Source organism: Amycolatopsis sp. lyj-109 (genome assembly GCF_046548995.1).
In the GTDB taxonomy this organism is placed as follows: Bacteria; Actinomycetota; Actinomycetes; order Mycobacteriales; family Pseudonocardiaceae; genus Amycolatopsis.
The window spans coordinates 109414-126500 of the sequence record NZ_JAJPWR010000003.1; the positions used below are offsets into that span (position 1 = coordinate 109414).

Sequence of the window (17087 nt, forward strand, 5' to 3'; positions counted from 1 at the left end):
GACCGGGCTGTGCCGGACGTCACGCGCTGCACCCTTCCGGTTGGGCAGGAGGGGCAGTCATGCGGCAGGCTGGACCCATGAAGCCTTTCCCGCTCCCCCTCCGGGTCGCCGCGGGCCTCGCCGTCTCCACCGCCGAGCGGGTTCGCGAACTTCCCCGGCAGCTGGCCGGGCTCCCGGTGACCGTGGTCAGCCAGGTGCTGCAAGCCTCCATGCGGGTGCAGCAGCACGTCACCGAGCTGGCGATCAAGGGCGACAACGCCCTGTCGAGCCTGCGTCCGGTCGAGGACACGCCGAGCTGGGCGACCTTCGACGAGGACGCCGAGCTGGGCGACGTCCCGCCCGCGCGGCCGAACCTCACCCCGGTCGCCGAAGTGCCCGAGCCGCGCACGGAGATCAACGGCCGCGTGCCGTCGGCGGCCGAGCTCGAAGCCGAGCTCGGCGATCCGTGGGCCGACGAGGAACGCGCGCTCGCCGAGGACCACGCCGACGGCGAGCACGACAGCGAAGCCACCGAACCCGAGCCGCCGAAGAAGCCCAAGCCCGGCACGCCCAAGGTCGACAAGAAGACCAAGAGCGAGACGCCCCGGACCAGCGCCGCCGGGTACGAGGGACCGGCCGGGCTGACCGGCTACGACCAGCTCACCCTCCCCCAGCTGCGGGCCCGGCTGCGCCAATTCTCGATCGACCAGCTCGAGACCATCCTCGAGTACGAACGCGCCCACGCCGACCGCTCGTCGTTCACCGGCATGCTGTCCCGCCGGATCGCCAACGCCCGCAAGGCGGAACGGGCGAACGAGGACGAGGACGAAGACGGCGGCGCGGCAGGCCGGTGAGCACCGAGTCCGCCCAAGCCCCCACGAGCACCGCGGAATCGCCGTGGCCGGTCCGGACCGTCGCGCGCAAGATCGGCGACTGGATCCACCGGCTCGGCGCCGTCTGGGTCGAGGGCCAGGTCACCCAGGTCAGCTCGCGCCCGAACACGCAGACGGCGTTCCTGACCCTGCGTGACCCTTCGGCGGACGTCTCGATGTCCGTCACCTGCCCGAACTGGCTGATCCGCGAGATGGAGCCGCCGCTGCGGGAGGGTGCGAGCGTCGTCGTGCACGCGAAGCCGTCGTACTTCTTCGGCCGCGGCACGATCAGCCTGCGCGCCGACCAGATCCGCGCCGTCGGCGTCGGTGAGCTGCTGGCCCGGATCGAACGCCTCAAGAAGCTCCTGACCGCCGAAGGGCTCTTCTCGGCCCAGCGCAAGCGGCCCATCCCGTTCCTGCCGAAGGGCGTCGGGCTGATCACCGGCCGGGCGTCGGCGGCCGAGCGGGACGTCCTGGCCAATGCGCAGGGGCGGTGGCCGCACGTCCGGATCAAGGTGCTCAACACGGCCGTGCAGGGCTCGCAAGCGGTGCCGCAGGTCATGCGCGCGCTGCGGATCTTCGACGCCGACCCCGAGATCGACGTCATCGTCGTCGCCCGCGGCGGCGGCAGCGTCGAGGACCTGCTGCCGTTCTCCGACGAGGCGCTCTGCCGCGCCGTGTCGGCCGCGGGTACACCGGTGGTCAGCGCCATCGGGCACGAACCGGACACCCCGCTGCTCGACTACGTCGCCGACCTGCGCTGTTCCACCCCCACCGACGCCGGCAAGCGCATCGTCCCGGACCTGCGTGAGGAGACCGAGCGGGTCCGGCAGATGCGCGATCGTGGACGCCGGGCGCTGCACGGCTGGGTCGACACCCAGGCGCGGCTGCTCAACCAGATCCGGAGCCGCCCGGCGCTGGCCGACCCGCTGGGCCCGGTCCAGCGGCGGCAGGACGACGTCGACGTCCACCGCGAACGCGCCCGCCGCGCCATGCTGAGCCTGCTCGCCAAGGACCAGGCCGAGGTCGCGAACGCGCGGGCCCGGCTCACCGCGCTCGGCCCGGCGGCGACGCTGGCCCGCGGGTACGCGGTGGTGCAGTTCGTCGATGCCGAAGGCAACCTCCAGGTACTCCGCTCCGTCTCCGAAGTCGAGGCCGGTGCCCAGCTGCGTGTGCGCGTGGGTGACGGCGCTCTCAAGGCGGTGGCGGAAGGAGAGCAGGAGTGAAGGTGACGTTCCTCCCGCTCACCGTGGACGCGGCCAGGAAGCTCGGCGCACATCCGCTGCTGGACCAGGCGATGCGCACCGACCTGGCTGCCGCCGAGTGCTGGACGGCCCTGCTCGCCGGCTGCGGCACCGCCGCCCGCCGCGACCTGGGGCCACAGCTGCGCCGGCTGTCCGAGGCGACGTCCATGCAGGTCGGCTCGCGCTGGTGGTTCGCCGAAGGCGCGGGGCACCGGCGGCGGGTGGCCGGGGCACAGGAAAACCTCGAAGAGGCGATCGCGGAGGGTGACGGACAGGAGTTCGCACTGGCGTTCGTCGGGTACGACCACGCGATGGCCAGCGCGGTAGTGTGCGCGAACAGCGCCAGCCCGTCAGCCCGGAAGGTCGGAGAACACCGAGCGTGAGTGAAACAGCCAGCGAGGAACTCGGCTACGAGCAGGCTCGCGACCGCCTCGTCGAGGTCGTCCGCGAGCTCGAGGCCGGTGGCCTGTCCCTCGAGCAGTCGCTCGCGTTGTGGGAGAAGGGCGAGAAGCTCGCGAAGGTCTGTGAGCGGCACCTCGAAGGCGCGCGCGAGCGGATCGAAGCCGCGCTGGCCTCGGTGGAAGACGGAGAAGCCGACTCCGCGCAGTGAGCTAGGCCATGCCGACGGTATCTGGAATCACGGCGGGTATCTGACAGACTGAACGCCCGCCAGTTCCACGATCCGGGAGGCCCAGATGCCCGCCGCAGACAGTCGTCGTGAAGCGCCCGACCGCAACCTCGCGATGGAGCTGGTCCGGGTCACCGAAGCCGCCGCGATGGCCGCCGGCCGCTGGGTCGGCCGCGGGGACAAGATCGGCGGGGACGGCGCGGCCGTCGACGCGATGCGCCAGCTCGTCTCGACGGTGTCGATGCGCGGGGTCGTGGTGATCGGCGAGGGCGAGAAGGACGAAGCCCCGATGCTGTTCAACGGCGAAGAGGTGGGCAACGGCGACGGGCCGGACTGCGACGTCGCGGTCGACCCGGTCGACGGCACCACGCTGATGGCCAAGGGCATGCCGAACGCCCTCGCCGTGCTCGCGGTCGCCGAGCGCGGCGCGATGTTCGACCCGTCCGCGGTGTTCTACATGGAGAAGCTGGCCGTCGGCCCGGAGGCGGCGGGCAAGGTCGAGCTGGGCGCGCCGATCGCGGAGAACATCCGCCGGGTCGCCAAGGCCAAGCACAGCAGCGTCGGCGACGTCACCGTGTGCATCCTCGACCGCCCGCGGCACGAGCAGATCATCAAGGAGGTCCGCGAGGCCGGCGCGCGGATCCGGTTCATCTCCGACGGCGACGTCGCGGGCGCGATCGCCGCGGCCCGCCCGACCACCGGCGTCGACATGCTGATCGGCATCGGCGGCACCCCCGAGGGCATCATCGCGGCCTGCGCGATGAAGTGCCTCGGCGGCGAGCTGCAGGGCCGGCTGTGGCCGAAGGACGACGCCGAGCGCGAGAAGGCCCTCGCCGCCGGGCACGACCTCGACCGCGTGCTGCTCAACGACGACCTCGTGCGCGGCGACAACGTCTTCTTCTGCGCCACCGGCGTCACCGACGGCGACCTGCTGCGCGGCGTCCACTACCGCGAGGGCGGCGCGACGACGCAGTCCATCGTGATGCGGTCCAAGTCCGGGACCGTCAGAATGATCGACGGCTACCACCGGCTGAACAAGCTGCGGGCGTACTCCTCGGTCAACTTCGACGGCCACCTGGACGCGCCCGACGACGACGTCGTGCCCCCGCTGCCGTAAGGAGATCCGTGACCCGGCGACTGCTGGTTCTGCTGGCCTTGCTGTCCGTCCTGGTCCCGGGCACCGCCGCGGCCGCCCCCGCGATCGTCGGGGGCGCGAACGCCGATCAGCCGTACCCGTTCGCGGTGTCGCTGCACTCCGCGTCGGGCAAGCTGTTCTGCGCCGGCGCGCTGATCGCGCCCACCTGGGTGGTCACGGCCGCGCACTGCGCGTTCGACAAGGCCCCGGCCGCGATCTCGGTGCGCGCGGGCACGAACGACGTCGGCTCGGGCGGCGAGACCGCCCAGGTCGCCCAGGTCGTGGTGAACCCGGCGTTCAACACCCAGAGCCCGGCGGGCGACATCGCGCTGCTGCGGCTGGCCGCGCCGGCCGCGGCGACCCCGATCGAGCTCGCGACGGCCGCGTCGCCGGGCACCGCGACCCGGATCCTCGGCTGGGGCCAGACTTGCCCGAAGGTCAACTGCGGCGAGCTCCCGGCGACGCTGCAGCAACTCGACACGCAGATCGTCGAAGGCACCAAATGCACGTCGGTGTTCGACGGCACGGCCGAGCTGTGCACCGACAACCCCGGCGGCAAGTCCGGGGCGTGCTTCGGCGACTCCGGTGGCCCGGAGATCGTGCGAGACGGCGACCGCTGGCAGCTCGTCGGCGTCACCAGCCGCCCGGGCAACAACGAGCCGGAATGCGCGTCGGCGCCGTCGATCTACACCTCCGTCGTCGCCTACGCGCCGTGGATCGCGGAGAAGACGAAGGCCTGACCTACTCGGCGTTGCTCGAGTGGCCCGGAAACAGGTGCGCGTCCGGGTCGAGCGCGACGGCGATGTTGTTGACGGCCGTGGCCGCTTCGCCGAAGCCGGTCGCGATCAGCTTCACCTTCCCCGGGTACGCGGCGACGTCGCCCGCGGCGTAGACGCGTTCGCGCGCGGTCGCCATCGTCGAGTCGACCGCGATCGCGCGGTGGTGGATCTCCAGGCCCCAGCTTTCGATCGGGCCGAGGTCGGCGGTGAACCCGAGCGCCGCGACGACGGCGTTGGCCGGGAGCCGCTCGTCACCGCTGCCCTTGATCGAGACGTCGACGGCTTCGAGCGTGCCGTCCGGTGCCTCGACGAACCGCGTGACCTCCGCGTCGGTGATGATCCGGGTGCCGAGCTCGCGCGCCTGCCGGACGATCGACTCGGCGGCGCGGAACTTCGCGCGCCGGTGCACCAGCGTCACGCTCGCCGCGACCGGGTGCAGGGCGAGGATCCAGTCGAACGCCGAGTCGCCGCCGCCGACGACCACGACGTGCTGCCCCGCGTGCACCTGCAGCGAGGGGACGAAGTGGACCATGCCGCGGCCGAGCCAGCCGTCACCGGCGGGCAGCGGGCGCGGGGTGAACTCGCCGATGCCCGCGGTGACCAGCACGGCACGGGCCCGCAGCGTCTCGCCGCCGTCGAGGGTCAGCTCGACGGCGTCGCCGGCGCTTTCCAGCTTCTCGGCCTTGCGCCCCAGCAGGTACCTGGGCTTGAACGGCGCGGCCTGCTTCACCAGGCCGTCGACGAGATCGCGGCCGCGGACCTCGGCGAACCCGCCGACGTCGTAGATCATCTTCTCCGGGTACATCGCGGTCACCTGGCCGCCGGGCTCGGGCAGCGAGTCGACCACCGCCATCGAGAGGCCGCGGAACCCGGCGTAGTAGGCGGCGAACAGGCCCGTCGGGCCCGCGCCGATGATCACGAGGTCGTAGGAGTCCCCAGGGACTTCAGTCATGCTCGCTCCAGCCAGTGGTGGATGGCGGTGATCGAGAACACAGCCGATCCTAGCCGGATTGCGCGGGGATGTTCCGGTGTCCGTACAGCCCGAGCAGCCAGGTGTGCCGGATGGCTTCGCGGGCGCGGGCGTAGGCGTCATCGGTAGCAAGCCAGATGGCCTGGGTGAGCAGCTCGATCGTCGCGGCGACGACGGTGCGTGCCGTGAACGGCGGCGGGAGCGGCAATCCCGGCTCGGTCGTGCGCAGCCAGACCGCAGTCCGGTCGAACACCGCTTCGCTCGCGCGCAGCATCTCTTCGCGCGCTTCGAGGCCCGCGTCGCCGAGGGCGTAGATCTCCAGGAGCACCGCACGGGCCACCACGGGACGGCGGCGCACGTAGCCGACGACGAAGTCGCCGCACGCGGTGACGGCGTCGAGCGGGGCCGGCGCCTCGGCCGCCACGGCGACGCCCTGGTCGAGGAACTCGCCGGTCACCGACCGGTAGGCGGCCAGGAACGCGGCCTGCTTGCCGGTGAACTGCTCGTAGAACGACGTGCGGGAGACCCCCGCGGACGCCGTGACGTGGCCGACCGTCGTGGCCGCGTAACCGCGTTCGCCGACGTTGGCCAGCACCGCCTCGACCAGCCGGGCGCGCTGGGCCTGCGCCACCTCTTCCCGGCTGAGGCTGTGCGGCCCTTTGGGGAGACGGGTCTGCATCGCGGCACCGTACCCGGCGGGCGGGCCCGCCGGGTACGGCCGCGGTCCGCCGACGCTCCCCCGCCTCAAGCGCCCCAATGTGGCATTGGGTGCGTCACATGATGCTGTCGGCGAAGTCGGGCCAGGGGCCGGCTTACAGTCCTGCCGCGGCTGGTCGTGAGTGAAAAATAGGGTTAGAACCCGAATTACCACTCACGACCAGCCGCGGCAGACCGCTCACCTGCAATCTTCGCCGCGTTTGGGGGGGCCACGTCCGTGCGTGAGCGGGCGCCCAGCCTGTCCGCGATCTCGCGGTTCGCCCGGCCCTCCGCGAGCATCCGCGGTCAGGCCGGCTGTTCCGGGTCGAGCGCGTTGCCCGCCGGGATGTGCCCGCAGCTCGACGGCGCCGCCTTCCCGGCGAACCGGTCGGCCAGCCAGGCGATCGCCGAGGGTGCCCACGCCGCCGCGCCGCCGACGTGGCTGAGCGCGTCGTACTGCGTGTACTCGATCGAGCCGTTGCCGGTCGCGCAGTACTGGCGGGCGAGCGCCCGCACGTCGCCGGCCACCATCACGCCGTCGCCGGTGCCGATGCCCGGGAGGGTGCGCGTGGTCCCTTCGAGGAACCCGGCGTTGCCCTGTGCGATGAACCCGGGGACCGACGGGGTCGGCGCGGACCCGATGTTGACCTTGTTCACCGCCGCGACGAACGGCGGCACCGAGTTCGGGTTCGCGTACTCGGGTTTCGCGATCTTCTGCCACGTCAGGCCCGGGTACCGGCCCAGGGCGGTGATGATCGACGCGTGCTCCAGCTCGTCGAGCACCTTCAGCCCGTACTCGCTCGCGTACGGCCGCAAGTCGATGCCGTAGCCGCGCGCGACGCCGATCAGCGCCATCGGGATGACGCCGGACCAGACCGGGCTGCCGCCGACGTACTTCAGGTTGTGCGCGGGGTCGACGAGCACGCCGCCTTAAGTGAAGCCGACGAGGTTTTCGTTGACGTCCGGGGCGTAGCCCGGCGCCAGTGCGGCCGCCCAGCCGGTCGCGATGGCGCCGCCCGAATAGCCGAGGAGCCCGAACTTCGTGCTCCTGCTCATCCCCGTCGCGGCCGAGCCGGTCACGGCGCGGATCGAATCGAGGGTGTTGGTGCCGTACTCGGGCCCGGCGGCGAAGTTCGCGGTCTGGCCTTCGGTGTCGGGCACGACGACGTTGTAGCCCAGCAGGAGCGACGGCAGGAGCAGCAGGGACTCGCCGTTGGGCAGGAGACCGCCGAGGGTGACGTCCCCGGCGATCGCCCGCGACGGCGCGTCCGCGGGGTCGAGCGAGTCGTAGGCCGACTGGTACGACACGGCTTTCGTGGGGTCGCCGGTAATGCTGCGGACGACCGAGGTGACGTTCGCGGCCGGACGGCCCTGCGCGTCGGTGGTCCGGTAGAGCAACTGGACAGCCTGCACCGGCGTCGCGAGCCCGACGACGTGGTAGTCCAGGGTCCGGGTCTTGAGGACGGTCCCGGGCGCGTACGACGACAGCGGTGCACTGCCGTCGTAGGAGTAGAAGGAATCGGCCGAGGCGGCGGCCGGACTGGCCGGTGCGGCGGCGAGGGACAGTGCGAGCGCGGCGGCGAACGCGGCGGTGCGAACGGTCATGACTCCCCTTTGAATCATGAAGCTGATCACGCGGATCGCCGTAACCTACCAACGAGTAGGGGTGATGTACAGCCGCGTACACCATCCGGTGAACGGGGTGCGCAACGCCACCACGCGCCGGCCGCCGATCAGGGCCAGAATCGGTGTCATGGCTGATCAGGAATACCGGATCGAACACGACACCATGGGCGAGGTCCGCGTGCCGGCCGACGCGCTCTACCGCGCGCAGACCCAGCGGGCCGTGGAGAACTTCCCCATCTCCGGCCGGGGCCTGGAGCGCGCCCAGATCCGCGCGCTCGGCCTGCTCAAGGCGGCCGCCGCGCGGGTCAACCTCAAGCTGGGGGTGCTCGACGCCGACGTCGCCGACGCCATCGCGGCCGCCGCCGACGAGGTCGCCACCGGAGCCCACGACGCGCACTTCCCGATCGACGTCTTCCAGACCGGCTCGGGCACGTCGTCGAACATGAACGCGAACGAGGTCATCGCGACGCTCGCCTCCCGCGCGCTCGGCAAGGACGTGCACCCGAACGACCACGTCAACGCGTCGCAGTCGTCGAACGACACCTTCCCGACGACCATCCACGTCGCCGCGACCGAGGCCGTCCTCAAGGACGTCATCCCGGCGCTGGAGTACCTGGCCGGCGCGATCGAGGTCCGCGCCGCCGAGTGGGCCGACGTGGTCAAGTCCGGCCGGACGCACCTGATGGACGCCGTGCCGATCACGCTCGGCCAGGAGGCGGGCGCGTGGGCGTCGCAGGTCCGCTTCGGCGTCGAACGGCTGAAGTCGGGCCTGCCGCGGCTGGGCGAGCTGCCGATCGGCGGCACGGCCGTCGGGTCGGGCCTGAACGCCCCGGACGGCTTCGGCTCCAGCGTGGCGGCGGAACTCGCCACGGTGACCGGCCTGCCGCTGACCGAGGCCCGCGACCACTTCGAGGCGCAGGCGACGCAGGACAGCGTGGTCGAGACGTCCGGGCACCTGCGCACGGTCGCCGTGTCGCTCAACAAGATCGCCAACGACCTGCGCTGGCTGGGATCCGGCCCGCGCACCGGCCTGGCCGAGCTGGCGCTGCCGGACCTGCAGCCGGGCTCGTCGATCATGCCCGGCAAGGTGAACCCGGTGATCCCGGAGGCGACGCTGCAGGTGGTCGCGCAGGTGATCGGCAACGACGCGGCGGTCGCGTTCGCCGGCGCGGCGGGCAACTTCCAGCTGAACGTCAACCTGCCGGTGATCGCCCGGAACGTCCTCGAATCGGCGCGGTTGCTCGCGGCCGTTTCCCGATTGCTGGCGGACAAGGTGTTCGCTGGCATCACGGTGAACACCGAACGCACGCGGACCTACGCCGAGGGTTCGCCGTCGATCGTGACGCCGCTGAACAAGTACATCGGCTACGAAGAGGCGGCAGCGGTCGCGAAGCAGGCGTTGAAGGAGCTGAAGACGATCCGCGAAGTCGTCATCGAACGCGGGTACGTGCAGGACGGAAAGCTCACCGAGGAGCAGCTCGACGAGGCTCTCGACGTGCTGCGCATGGCCCGCGGCGGGAAGTGACGCGCGAAGCATGAGTGACGCAGCCGAGCTCGGCGCCTTCCTCAAGGCACGCCGCGCCGCCCTCGACCCCGCCGACCTGGGCCTGCCGCCCGGGGTCACCCACCGGCGGGTCAAGGGCCTGCGCCGCGAGGAACTGGCGCAGCTGGCCGGGATCAGCGTCGACTACTACACACGGCTGGAACAGGGCCGCGCGAAGAACGTCTCGGACGCGATCCTCGACGCACTGGCCCGTGCCCTGCGCCTCGACCCCGGTGAAGCGTCCTACCTGCACAACCTCGCCGGGCCGAAGAGCCGCGAGAAGCCCGCGCCGCAGCGGGTCCGGCCCGAGCTGCAGCAGCTGCTGGACGCCATCCAGGCACCCGCGTTCGTCTTCGGCCGCTACCTGGAGGTGCTGGCCTGGAACGCCCTCGGCGGCGCGGTCGCCTTCGACTTCGGCCGGCTCGACGAGCGCAACATCGCCAAGCTGTCCTTCGCCGGCGACCGGGCGAAGAAGTTCTACCCGGAGTGGGACACCGTCGCCCGCGAGGTCGTCGCGAACCTGCGGGCGGAGGGCGGCCGGCACCCGGGCGACCCGGAGTTCGCCCGGCTCGTCGAGGAGCTTTCGGCGGCCAGTGCCGAATTCCGCGCGCTGTGGGCCGAGCACGCGGTGCGGGAGAAGGCGCAGGGGTGGAAGGTGCTGCGCAACCCCGTCGTCGGCGAGCTGCGGCTGCGGTACGAGACGCTGCGGCTGCCCGACGACCCGGACCAGGGCCTGGTGATCTACCACGCCGAGCCGGGATCGGACAGCGAGCACGCACTCCGCCTGCTGGCCAGCTGGATCGCCGAAGCCCCGCTGACCAGGGCAAACGTGCCGCCGTCCTGAAATTGTCGGTGGTCCGGGTCATGATGTCCGGGTGTTGCTGAGCGAGTTGGTCCACGCGTCCGCCGAGCTGGCGGCGACCAGGTCCAGGAAGGCGAAGATCGCCGTCCTGGCCGCTGTGCTGCGCGCGGCGGAGATCGCCGAGCTGCCCGCGGTGGTCGCCTACCTGACGGGGCAGACGGCGCAGGACAGGCTGGGTGCGGGCTGGCGCACCCTGGCCGCTCTTGGTGCCGATCCCGCTCCGGAGCCGGTGATCCCGGTGCTCGAGGTGGACGCGGCGCTGACGGCGGCCGCGGGCGTGGCGGCGGGCACGGGGTCGAACACCCGGCGGCAGGAGGTCCTGCGCGCGCTGTTCACCCGGCTGACGGACGACGAGCAGCAGTTCCTGTTCCGGCTGGTCACCGGCGAGCTGCGGCAGGGCGCGCTGGAAGGCGTGATGGTCGACGCCATCGCGGCCGCGGCCGAGGTGCCGGCCGAGGACGTGCGGCGGGCGTTCATGTTGTCCGGGAAGCTGGGCGTCACCGCCGTCGCCGCGCTGACCGGTGGGCAGGCCGCCCTGGCGGAGTTCCGGCTCACCCTCGGCACGCCGGTCAAGCCGATGCTGGCGTCGCCGGCGGAGTCGCTGGACGAAGCCATCGCCGAGCACGCCGAGGCGATCGTCGAGTACAAAATGGACGGTGCCCGGATCCAGGTGCACCGGCAGGGTGACGAAGTGCACGTCTGGACGCGGACGCTGCGCGAAATCACCGGGAGCGTGCAGGAACTGGTCGAGCTCGTGCGGGCGCTGCCGTGCGAGTCGGTGGTGCTCGACGGCGAGACACTGGCCCTGACCGACGCCGGGCGGCCGCGGCCGTTCCAGGACACCATGAGCCGGTTCGGCAGCACCCGCGACGAACAGGTCAAGGCGCTGCTGCTGCGGCCGTACTTCTTCGACTGCCTGCACCTCGACGGCGTCGACCTGCTGGACGCGCCGTTGTCGGAGCGGAACGCGGCGCTGCGCAAGGTCGCCGGGGCACACGTGATCCCCGGCGAGGTGGGCACTTCGCGCGCCGCCGCCGTGCTGGAGGCGGCGATGGAAGCGGGCCACGAAGGGGTGATGGTCAAGGACCTGGCCTCGCCGTACGCGGCCGGGCGGCGCGGGCGGGCGTGGCTGAAGGTCAAGCCGGTGCACACGATCGACCTGGTGGTGCTGGCGGCGGAGTGGGGCCACGGCCGGCGCACCGGCACGTTGTCGAACCTGCACCTGGGCGCCCGGGACCCGGACGGCGGTCCGCCGATCATGGTGGGCAAGACGTTCAAGGGCATGACCGACGAGCTGCTGGCGTGGCAGACGAGGACGTTCCAGGAGATCGAGACCCACCGCGACGACTGGACGGTGTACGTCCGGCCGGAGGTCGTGGTGGAGATCGAGCTGGACAGCGCGCAGGTTTCGACGCGCTACCCGGGTGGGCTCGCGCTGCGGTTCGCCCGCGTGGTCCGGTACCGCCCGGACAAGGAAGCGGGAGACGCCGACACGATCGACACGGTCCGCGGCCTGCTGCACGGCGACCGGTCGGAAGGGAGCTGAACGAGGGCGCGCCGATCACGACATTCCGCGCTTCGGCGGTGTTTTCCTCCTAAAAGGAAAGACGAAAGTCGATGTTGCCTTCTCGTCGTTCTCGCCAGAGTGGCTGAGGGAGTTTCCACCAGTCACGGGAGAACAGCATGAGATTGCGCGCTGCAGCGGGGTTGCTCGCCGGCACGACATTGCTCGCGACAGCCTTCGCCGCGCCGGCCGGAGCCACGCCCGTGCCGAGCACGCCGGCTGCCGGGCACCAGCCGTCGAAGCACCACTTCTCGGCGGCCGCGCAGTCGTTCGCCGGCGCGGACACCGTGCCGAAGCGGGTCGCCAAGCTGGAAGCGGCGATGGCGTCACTGCCGAAGGAAAGCACCGCGTACAGCGCGACGAAGCTGTGGAACGCCGGCATCACCGGCGCGGGCAGCACGGTCGCGACGCTGGTGTCCTTCGGCGACGACAAGGTCAAGCAGGTGCTCGACACCTACTCGAAGAACCACGGCCTGCCGCCGGCGAACGTCGAGATCCTCCAGCCGTCCGGGCCGGTGCCCGCCTGCACCGACCCCGGCGTTGACACCGCCACCTGCCAGGGCTGGGGCGGCGAGACCGACCTCGACGTCACGATGATGCACGCCATGGCGCCGAACGCGAAGATCATCGTCGCGGCGACGCCGGTCGCCGAGACGCAGGGCTTCACCGGCCTGCCCGAGATGATGCACGCGGTCGACTACCTGACCGAGCACAAGCTGGTCGACGTCATCTCGATGAGCTTCGGGACGACCGAAGAGAACTTCCCGTCGTTCGACTCGATCAAGACGCTCGACCCGGCGCTGGACCGCGCGAGCAAGGCCGGGATCACGATGGTCGCCTCCTCCGGCGACGACGGCCCGACCGGCGGGTACCTCTACGGCCCGGGCAACTACCCGTACCGGGTCGCGAGCTGGCCGGCGTCCGACCCGCGGGTCACCACCCTCGGCGGCACCCAGCTGCACCTCGACGCGACGGGCGCCCGCACCAAGCCGGACGACGTCGTGAACGTCGCCGACAACGGCTTCTCCGAAGGCGCGGGCCTCTCGAAGACGTATGCGCGGCCGAACTGGCAGGACGGCGTCAAGAAGATCACCGGCAGCAGGATGCGCTCGTTCCCGGACATCAGCATGGAAGGCGTCCACGGCACGTCGCAGTCCGCGCCGCTGTTCGCCGGCGTCCTCGCGCTCGCGGTGCAGGCCAAGCACGGCAAGCTCGGCCAGATCAACCCGGCGCTGTACGAAAAGCTGGGCCCGGCGGGTGCGAAGGCGGGCATCGTCGACGTCACCGAAGGCGACAACAGCCAGGACGGCGTCGTCGGCTTCACCGCGGCGAAGGGCTTCGACATCGCCAGCGGCTGGGGCACGGTCGACGCGTCGGTCTTCGTGCCGGCCTTGGTGAAGGCGCTTCGCTGACGAACTCGCCCACGGAGGCGACGTCCGGCCCGCCGGACGCCGCCTCCCGGCTCGAACTGACGAGAATTTTGCCGACACGCCCCGGTGGCGGCGATCCCTAGAGTGCGCTCCTTCACACCGATCCCGCTCGCTTCCCGAGCGGTCATGGAGGAGCAACCCAAGTGGTCAGCAAGGAACAGATGAAGGCAGCCATCCACGCCGCCTTCGACGGAGCCGTCGCCGACGGGTCGAGCTACACCAAGGTGTACGCCGCGGAAATCAGGCAGAAGAACTACCTGGTCTTCCGGACCACCTCGGTCGCCAACTTCGCGCTGGGCTTCAAGCCGGGGCAGACCGATCTCGTCCTCGTCCCGCTCGAGGAGAAGAACGGCGCCGTCACGGCGGGCACGCCGCTGACGATCAACGACGCCAACCGGGCTTCGGTCAAGAAGCGCGACCTGCAGGGCCGGTTCGTCATCAAGACGACCGACGGCCGGACGTTCCGGCTGAGCATCATCCCGTCCGTGACGAAGCTCCTGGCTGTCGCCTACCAGCTGCCGGTCGAGCAGAAGGCGGAGTACGAGGCGTTCGTCGCGCTCCGGGACTCGCTCCTCGCGACGTAACCGCACCCCCGGGGCTGTCCACGCGCTGGGCAGCCCCCTGGCCGCCGGAACTCGACACCTTCGAGGGGTCCACTGTGGAGTTACCCACGGGTACGCTCCGGCGATGCGCAGCGAGAAGTTCACCCGAGCCTGGTTCGGGGTCACCGCGGCGGTCGCCCTGACCGGCCTCGTCACCCAGGTGGCCCTCACCGCGAGCGACCCCGGCGGACAGGTCGCGAATCTGTTCTGCTTCTTCACGATCGATTCGAACCTGCTGGTCACGCTCGTCTCGACGCTGGTCGCGCTGGGCCTGGTCCGCGGCCGGCTGTTCGCCGTTCTCTGGCTCGACGCGCTGGCCGGCATCATCGTGACCGGCATCGTCTACCAGGTCGCCCTCGCCGGCTTGCACGATCTGCACGGCCTCGCGTTCTTCGCGGACACGATGCTGCACAAGGTGACGCCGATCCTGTTCGTGCTCGGCTGGCTCCTGGCCGGCCCGCGCGGAGCCCTCTCGTGGCGCACAGTCTGGTGGTCGCTGCTCTACCCGCTGACGTGGCTCGCCTTCACGCTCCCGCGCGGCGCGCTGACCGGCTTCTACCCGTACCCGTTCGTCGACGCGGGCGCGCTCGGCTACGGCCTGGTGACGCTCAACTGCCTCTTCATCGGGCTCTTCTTCACCGCGCTCACCGCGGGCGCGTTCCTGTACGACCGCCGGTTCGCGCGGCTCGAACCGGCCTAACCGCGGACGCGGCGGAACGCGTTGAGCCCGTCGGTGAGCCCGGCCTGCACCAGGGTCGGGAGCGCGCCGCGCCGGTCGACCGGCTTACCGGCGGCGATCCGGTGCATCTGCCGGGTGTGCCACTGGATCTCCAGGAGGCTGTCGGCCGGCCGGATGCCGGTCTTCGGGCACAGCCGCGCCGCGCGGACGTCCTCGCCGTCGATCAGCCGGGCGGGCAGATCGGGGTTGACGATCAGCGGTCGGCCTAGGCCGATCACGTCGACCTCGCCCGAGCGCAGCGCTGCTTCCATCCCGCCCGGGGTGGCGAAGCCGCCGGTGACCATCAGGGCGACGTCGGAGACTTCACGCGCTTTCGCCGCGTAGTCCAGGAAGTACGCCTCGCGCGCCTCGGTGCTCGCGCGCCCGGAGCCCATCATCGCGGCCTTCTCGTACGTCCCGCCGGAGACTTCCAGCAGGTCCAGCCCGGCCTCGCCGAGCTCGCGCACGACCTCCAGGGACTCGTCCTCGGTGAAGCCGCCGCGCTGGAAGTCCGCGCTGTTGAGCTTGACCGACACCGGCACGTCGCCCCCCACCGCCGCGCGCACCCGCCGGACCACCTCGAGCAGGAACCGGCGGCGGCGGACGGCGGCGCCGCCCCAGGCGTCGGTCCGCAGGTTCGTCAGCGGGGACAGGAACTGCGAGACCAGGTAGCCGTGCGCGCCGTGGATCTGGACGCCCGTGAAGCCCGCTTCGACGAACGTGCGCGCCGCGACGCCGAAGCGTTCGATGATCGCTTCGATCTCTTCGCCGGTCAACGCGCGCGGCGCCGCGAAGGCGGTCCGGATGCCCCGGTTGCCGAACGGTACGGCGGAGGGCGCCACCGGCTCCCGCGACAGGTACCGCGGGCTCTGCCGGCCGGGGTGGTTCAGCTGCACCCACAGCCGCGTGTCCGTGCCCTCGACCGCGGCGGCCCACGGCCGGTAGCCGGCCGGATCCGGCGTCGCGGCCACGTTGCGCGGCTCGCCGAGCGCGGCCGGGTCGACCATGACGTTCCCGGTGATCAGCGCGCCCGCGCCGCCGCGGGCCCAGGTCCGGTACAGCTCGGCGAGCTCGCGGGTGGGCGCGTTGCGGCGGTCGCCGAGCTGCTCGCTCAGCGCCGACTTGACCAGGCGGTTCGGCAGCACCGCGCCGCACCGCAGCTTCAGCGGCTCGGCCAGGAGGTCCCGGGTCATCGCGTCACCTCTCGAACTTACTCACAGTAAGATGACTCGACAGTAGCATACCGTTGGTATGTCAACTACCTGTCGAATGACCACTAGGGTCGGGCGCATGACGGCGATCGTGCAGAACCTGGTGACCTCCGGCGTTTTCCGGCTCGACGGAGGCAGCTGGGACGTCGACAACAACGTGTGGATCGTGGGCGACGACGCGGAAGTGATCGTGATCGACGCGGCGCACGACGCGAAGGCGATCGAAAACGTCGTGGGCGAGCGGAAGCTGGCCGCGATCGTCTGCACCCACGCGCACAACGACCACGTCAACGCCGCCCCGGAGCTCGCCGCCGCGACCGGCGCGCCGATCCTGCTGCACCCGGACGACCGGGTCGTCTGGGACCTCACGCACCCGGACCGCGCCCCGGACGGCGAGCTGGCCGACGGCCAGGCGATCACCATCGCGGGCACCGAGCTCCGCGTCATCCACACGCCGGGCCACGCACCCGGCGCGGTCTGCCTGTACGCGGCGGAACTGGGCATCCTGTTCACCGGCGACACCCTGTTCCACGGCGGCCCCGGCGCCACCGGCCGGTCCTATTCGGACTACCCGACGATCGTGCACTCGATCCGCGAGAAGCTGTTCGCCCTCCCGGACGCGACCAAAGTCCACACCGGACACGGCGAGGGCACCACGATCGGCGCCGAAAAGGCCGCATCGGACGGCTGGGACCAGCCTTGAGAAGGGGGCACTTTCACGTGAAAGTGCCCCCTTCTCAAGAGGTGTGCTTCCGGGCGACGAGGGCGAACTCCTCGATCGAACGGTCCAGGGCGACCACGGCCTCCCGGACGACCGTCGGCAGCACGGCCCGGGTGAACTCGCCCCCGTCGTCCGGCGCGTGCCGGACGTGGTGCAGGTCCATGTCCTTCTTCCGCACGTTCTTGGCCGCGTCGACCAGTTCGTCCGGCCCGCTCATGACCAGGAGCCCGAGCAAGGACCGCATCTCCGCCCGCACGGTGTAGTACTCGTCCTCGTAGGCCGCGACCCGCTCGGCGCCGGCTTCGCCTTGGCGGTGGTTGACGTTGAGGCTGACGAGGTGCTGCCGGGCCCGGGCGGCGGCCTCGATCAACCTGCCGCAGCGGTCTGCGCGTTCCTGTCGCTGCTTCGCCCGCCGCGCGGCGTTGAGCTTCAGCGGCTCGACCAGCGCGCCCAGCGTCACGCCGACCAGCGACGCGATCGCCGCGATGGCCGCGGCGCTCACCGCCG

At 71.4% G+C, this 17087-nt stretch carries 19 protein-coding genes; 13 read left to right on the forward strand and 6 right to left on the reverse strand.

The features are described from left to right. Positions 1–77: 77 nt before the first annotated feature. From ACLJQF_RS07885 to ACLJQF_RS07910, 6 genes are all read left to right on the forward strand, one after another. Positions 78–833 (forward strand): lipid droplet-associated protein, encoded by a 756-nt coding sequence (locus ACLJQF_RS07885; RefSeq protein WP_410607556.1) that lies wholly within the window; start codon positions 78–80, stop codon positions 831–833. Continuing rightward, positions 830–2077, forward strand: coding sequence for an exodeoxyribonuclease VII large subunit (gene xseA, locus ACLJQF_RS07890; protein ID WP_410607557.1), 1248 nt, complete (start codon positions 830–832; stop codon positions 2075–2077). The genes ACLJQF_RS07885 and xseA overlap by 4 nt, the downstream gene beginning before the upstream one ends. Further along, positions 2074–2478, forward strand: a complete 405-nt coding sequence (locus ACLJQF_RS07895; RefSeq protein WP_410607558.1) for a hypothetical protein — start codon at positions 2074–2076, stop codon at positions 2476–2478. The genes xseA and ACLJQF_RS07895 overlap by 4 nt, the downstream gene beginning before the upstream one ends. Further along, positions 2475–2705, forward strand: coding sequence for an exodeoxyribonuclease VII small subunit (locus ACLJQF_RS07900; protein ID WP_410607559.1), 231 nt, complete (start codon positions 2475–2477; stop codon positions 2703–2705). Before ACLJQF_RS07895 ends, ACLJQF_RS07900 begins: the two co-directional genes overlap by 4 nt. Positions 2706–2790: 85 nt before the next feature. Then, positions 2791–3840: a class II fructose-bisphosphatase gene (gene glpX, locus ACLJQF_RS07905; protein WP_410607560.1), complete on the forward strand. Its 1050-nt coding sequence runs from the start codon at positions 2791–2793 to the stop codon at positions 3838–3840. Positions 3841–3848: 8 nt separating this feature from the next. Beyond that, positions 3849–4598: a S1 family peptidase gene (locus ACLJQF_RS07910; protein WP_410607561.1), complete on the forward strand. Its 750-nt coding sequence runs from the start codon at positions 3849–3851 to the stop codon at positions 4596–4598. 1 nt (position 4599) lies between these two features. On the opposite strand, the gene ACLJQF_RS07915 is transcribed toward ACLJQF_RS07910, so the two are convergent. The 4 genes from ACLJQF_RS07915 to ACLJQF_RS07930 all read right to left on the reverse strand — a co-directional run bounded on the left by ACLJQF_RS07915 (position 4600) and on the right by ACLJQF_RS07930 (position 7908). After that, positions 4600–5589, reverse strand: coding sequence for an NAD(P)/FAD-dependent oxidoreductase (locus ACLJQF_RS07915; RefSeq protein WP_410607562.1), 990 nt, complete (start codon positions 5587–5589; stop codon positions 4600–4602). Positions 5590–5638: 49 nt separating this feature from the next. Then, positions 5639–6286 (reverse strand): TetR/AcrR family transcriptional regulator, encoded by a 648-nt coding sequence (locus ACLJQF_RS07920; protein ID WP_410607563.1) that lies wholly within the window; start codon positions 6284–6286, stop codon positions 5639–5641. Between the two features lie 323 nt (positions 6287–6609). Beyond that, positions 6610–7227, reverse strand: a complete 618-nt coding sequence (locus ACLJQF_RS07925) for a lipase family protein (protein WP_410607564.1) — start codon at positions 7225–7227, stop codon at positions 6610–6612. 6 nt (positions 7228–7233) lie between these two features. Then, positions 7234–7908 carry a lipase family protein gene (locus ACLJQF_RS07930; RefSeq protein WP_410607565.1) on the reverse strand — a complete coding sequence of 225 codons (675 nt, stop codon included), beginning with the start codon at positions 7906–7908 and terminating at the stop codon, positions 7234–7236. 148 nt (positions 7909–8056) lie between these two features. On the opposite strand from ACLJQF_RS07930, the gene ACLJQF_RS07935 reads away from it, so the two are divergent. The 6 genes from ACLJQF_RS07935 (at position 8057) to ACLJQF_RS07960 (ending at position 14630) form a co-directional block, all read left to right on the forward strand. Next, positions 8057–9454, forward strand: coding sequence for a class II fumarate hydratase (locus ACLJQF_RS07935; protein WP_410607566.1), 1398 nt, complete (start codon positions 8057–8059; stop codon positions 9452–9454). A gap of 10 nt (positions 9455–9464) precedes the next feature. Further along, positions 9465–10316 (forward strand): helix-turn-helix domain-containing protein, encoded by an 852-nt coding sequence (locus ACLJQF_RS07940; protein WP_410607567.1) that lies wholly within the window; start codon positions 9465–9467, stop codon positions 10314–10316. A gap of 31 nt (positions 10317–10347) precedes the next feature. Continuing rightward, positions 10348–11880 carry an ATP-dependent DNA ligase gene (locus tag ACLJQF_RS07945; protein WP_410607568.1) on the forward strand — a complete coding sequence of 511 codons (1533 nt, stop codon included), beginning with the start codon at positions 10348–10350 and terminating at the stop codon, positions 11878–11880. Between the two features lie 137 nt (positions 11881–12017). Then, positions 12018–13310, forward strand: a complete 1293-nt coding sequence (locus ACLJQF_RS07950; protein ID WP_410607569.1) for a S8 family serine peptidase — start codon at positions 12018–12020, stop codon at positions 13308–13310. A gap of 161 nt (positions 13311–13471) precedes the next feature. After that, positions 13472–13912: a hypothetical protein gene (locus ACLJQF_RS07955; protein ID WP_410607570.1), complete on the forward strand. Its 441-nt coding sequence runs from the start codon at positions 13472–13474 to the stop codon at positions 13910–13912. Positions 13913–14015: 103 nt separating this feature from the next. Beyond that, positions 14016–14630 carry a Pr6Pr family membrane protein gene (locus ACLJQF_RS07960; RefSeq protein WP_410607571.1) on the forward strand — a complete coding sequence of 205 codons (615 nt, stop codon included), beginning with the start codon at positions 14016–14018 and terminating at the stop codon, positions 14628–14630. On the opposite strand, the gene ACLJQF_RS07965 is transcribed toward ACLJQF_RS07960, so the two are convergent. Beyond that, positions 14627–15841: an NADH:flavin oxidoreductase/NADH oxidase family protein gene (locus tag ACLJQF_RS07965; RefSeq protein WP_410607572.1), complete on the reverse strand. Its 1215-nt coding sequence runs from the start codon at positions 15839–15841 to the stop codon at positions 14627–14629. The two genes, ACLJQF_RS07960 and ACLJQF_RS07965, sit on opposite strands and share 4 nt — an antisense overlap. A 97-nt stretch (positions 15842–15938) precedes the next feature. Here ACLJQF_RS07965 and ACLJQF_RS07970 point away from each other — a divergent pair, with 97 nt between their 5' ends. Beyond that, positions 15939–16562, forward strand: coding sequence for an MBL fold metallo-hydrolase (locus ACLJQF_RS07970; RefSeq protein ID WP_410607573.1), 624 nt, complete (start codon positions 15939–15941; stop codon positions 16560–16562). Between the two features lie 34 nt (positions 16563–16596). On the opposite strand, the gene ACLJQF_RS07975 is transcribed toward ACLJQF_RS07970, so the two are convergent. Continuing rightward, positions 16597–17082, reverse strand: coding sequence for a hypothetical protein (locus ACLJQF_RS07975; RefSeq protein ID WP_410607574.1), 486 nt, complete (start codon positions 17080–17082; stop codon positions 16597–16599). Positions 17083–17087: the final 5 nt, after the last annotated feature.

What these genes read in the sequence shown, in the direction of transcription:
- ACLJQF_RS07935 (WP_410607566.1), top strand. Translation starts at nt 8,057, where the DNA reads ATGGCTGATCAGGAATACCGGATCGAACACGACACCATGGGCGAGGTC.
- glpX (WP_410607560.1), top strand. Translation starts at nt 2,791, where the DNA reads ATGCCCGCCGCAGACAGTCGTCGTGAAGCGCCCGACCGCAACCTCGCG.
- ACLJQF_RS07930 (WP_410607565.1), bottom strand. Translation starts at nt 7,908, where the DNA reads ATGACCGTTCGCACCGCCGCGTTCGCCGCCGCGCTCGCACTGTCCCTC.
- ACLJQF_RS07940 (WP_410607567.1), top strand. Translation starts at nt 9,465, where the DNA reads ATGAGTGACGCAGCCGAGCTCGGCGCCTTCCTCAAGGCACGCCGCGCC.
- ACLJQF_RS07965 (WP_410607572.1), bottom strand. Translation starts at nt 15,841, where the DNA reads ATGACCCGGGACCTCCTGGCCGAGCCGCTGAAGCTGCGGTGCGGCGCG.
- ACLJQF_RS07920 (WP_410607563.1), bottom strand. Translation starts at nt 6,286, where the DNA reads ATGCAGACCCGTCTCCCCAAAGGGCCGCACAGCCTCAGCCGGGAAGAG.
- ACLJQF_RS07960 (WP_410607571.1), top strand. Translation starts at nt 14,016, where the DNA reads ATGCGCAGCGAGAAGTTCACCCGAGCCTGGTTCGGGGTCACCGCGGCG.
- ACLJQF_RS07885 (WP_410607556.1), top strand. Translation starts at nt 78, where the DNA reads ATGAAGCCTTTCCCGCTCCCCCTCCGGGTCGCCGCGGGCCTCGCCGTC.
- ACLJQF_RS07915 (WP_410607562.1), bottom strand. Translation starts at nt 5,589, where the DNA reads ATGACTGAAGTCCCTGGGGACTCCTACGACCTCGTGATCATCGGCGCG.
- ACLJQF_RS07950 (WP_410607569.1), top strand. Translation starts at nt 12,018, where the DNA reads ATGAGATTGCGCGCTGCAGCGGGGTTGCTCGCCGGCACGACATTGCTC.
- ACLJQF_RS07970 (WP_410607573.1), top strand. Translation starts at nt 15,939, where the DNA reads ATGACGGCGATCGTGCAGAACCTGGTGACCTCCGGCGTTTTCCGGCTC.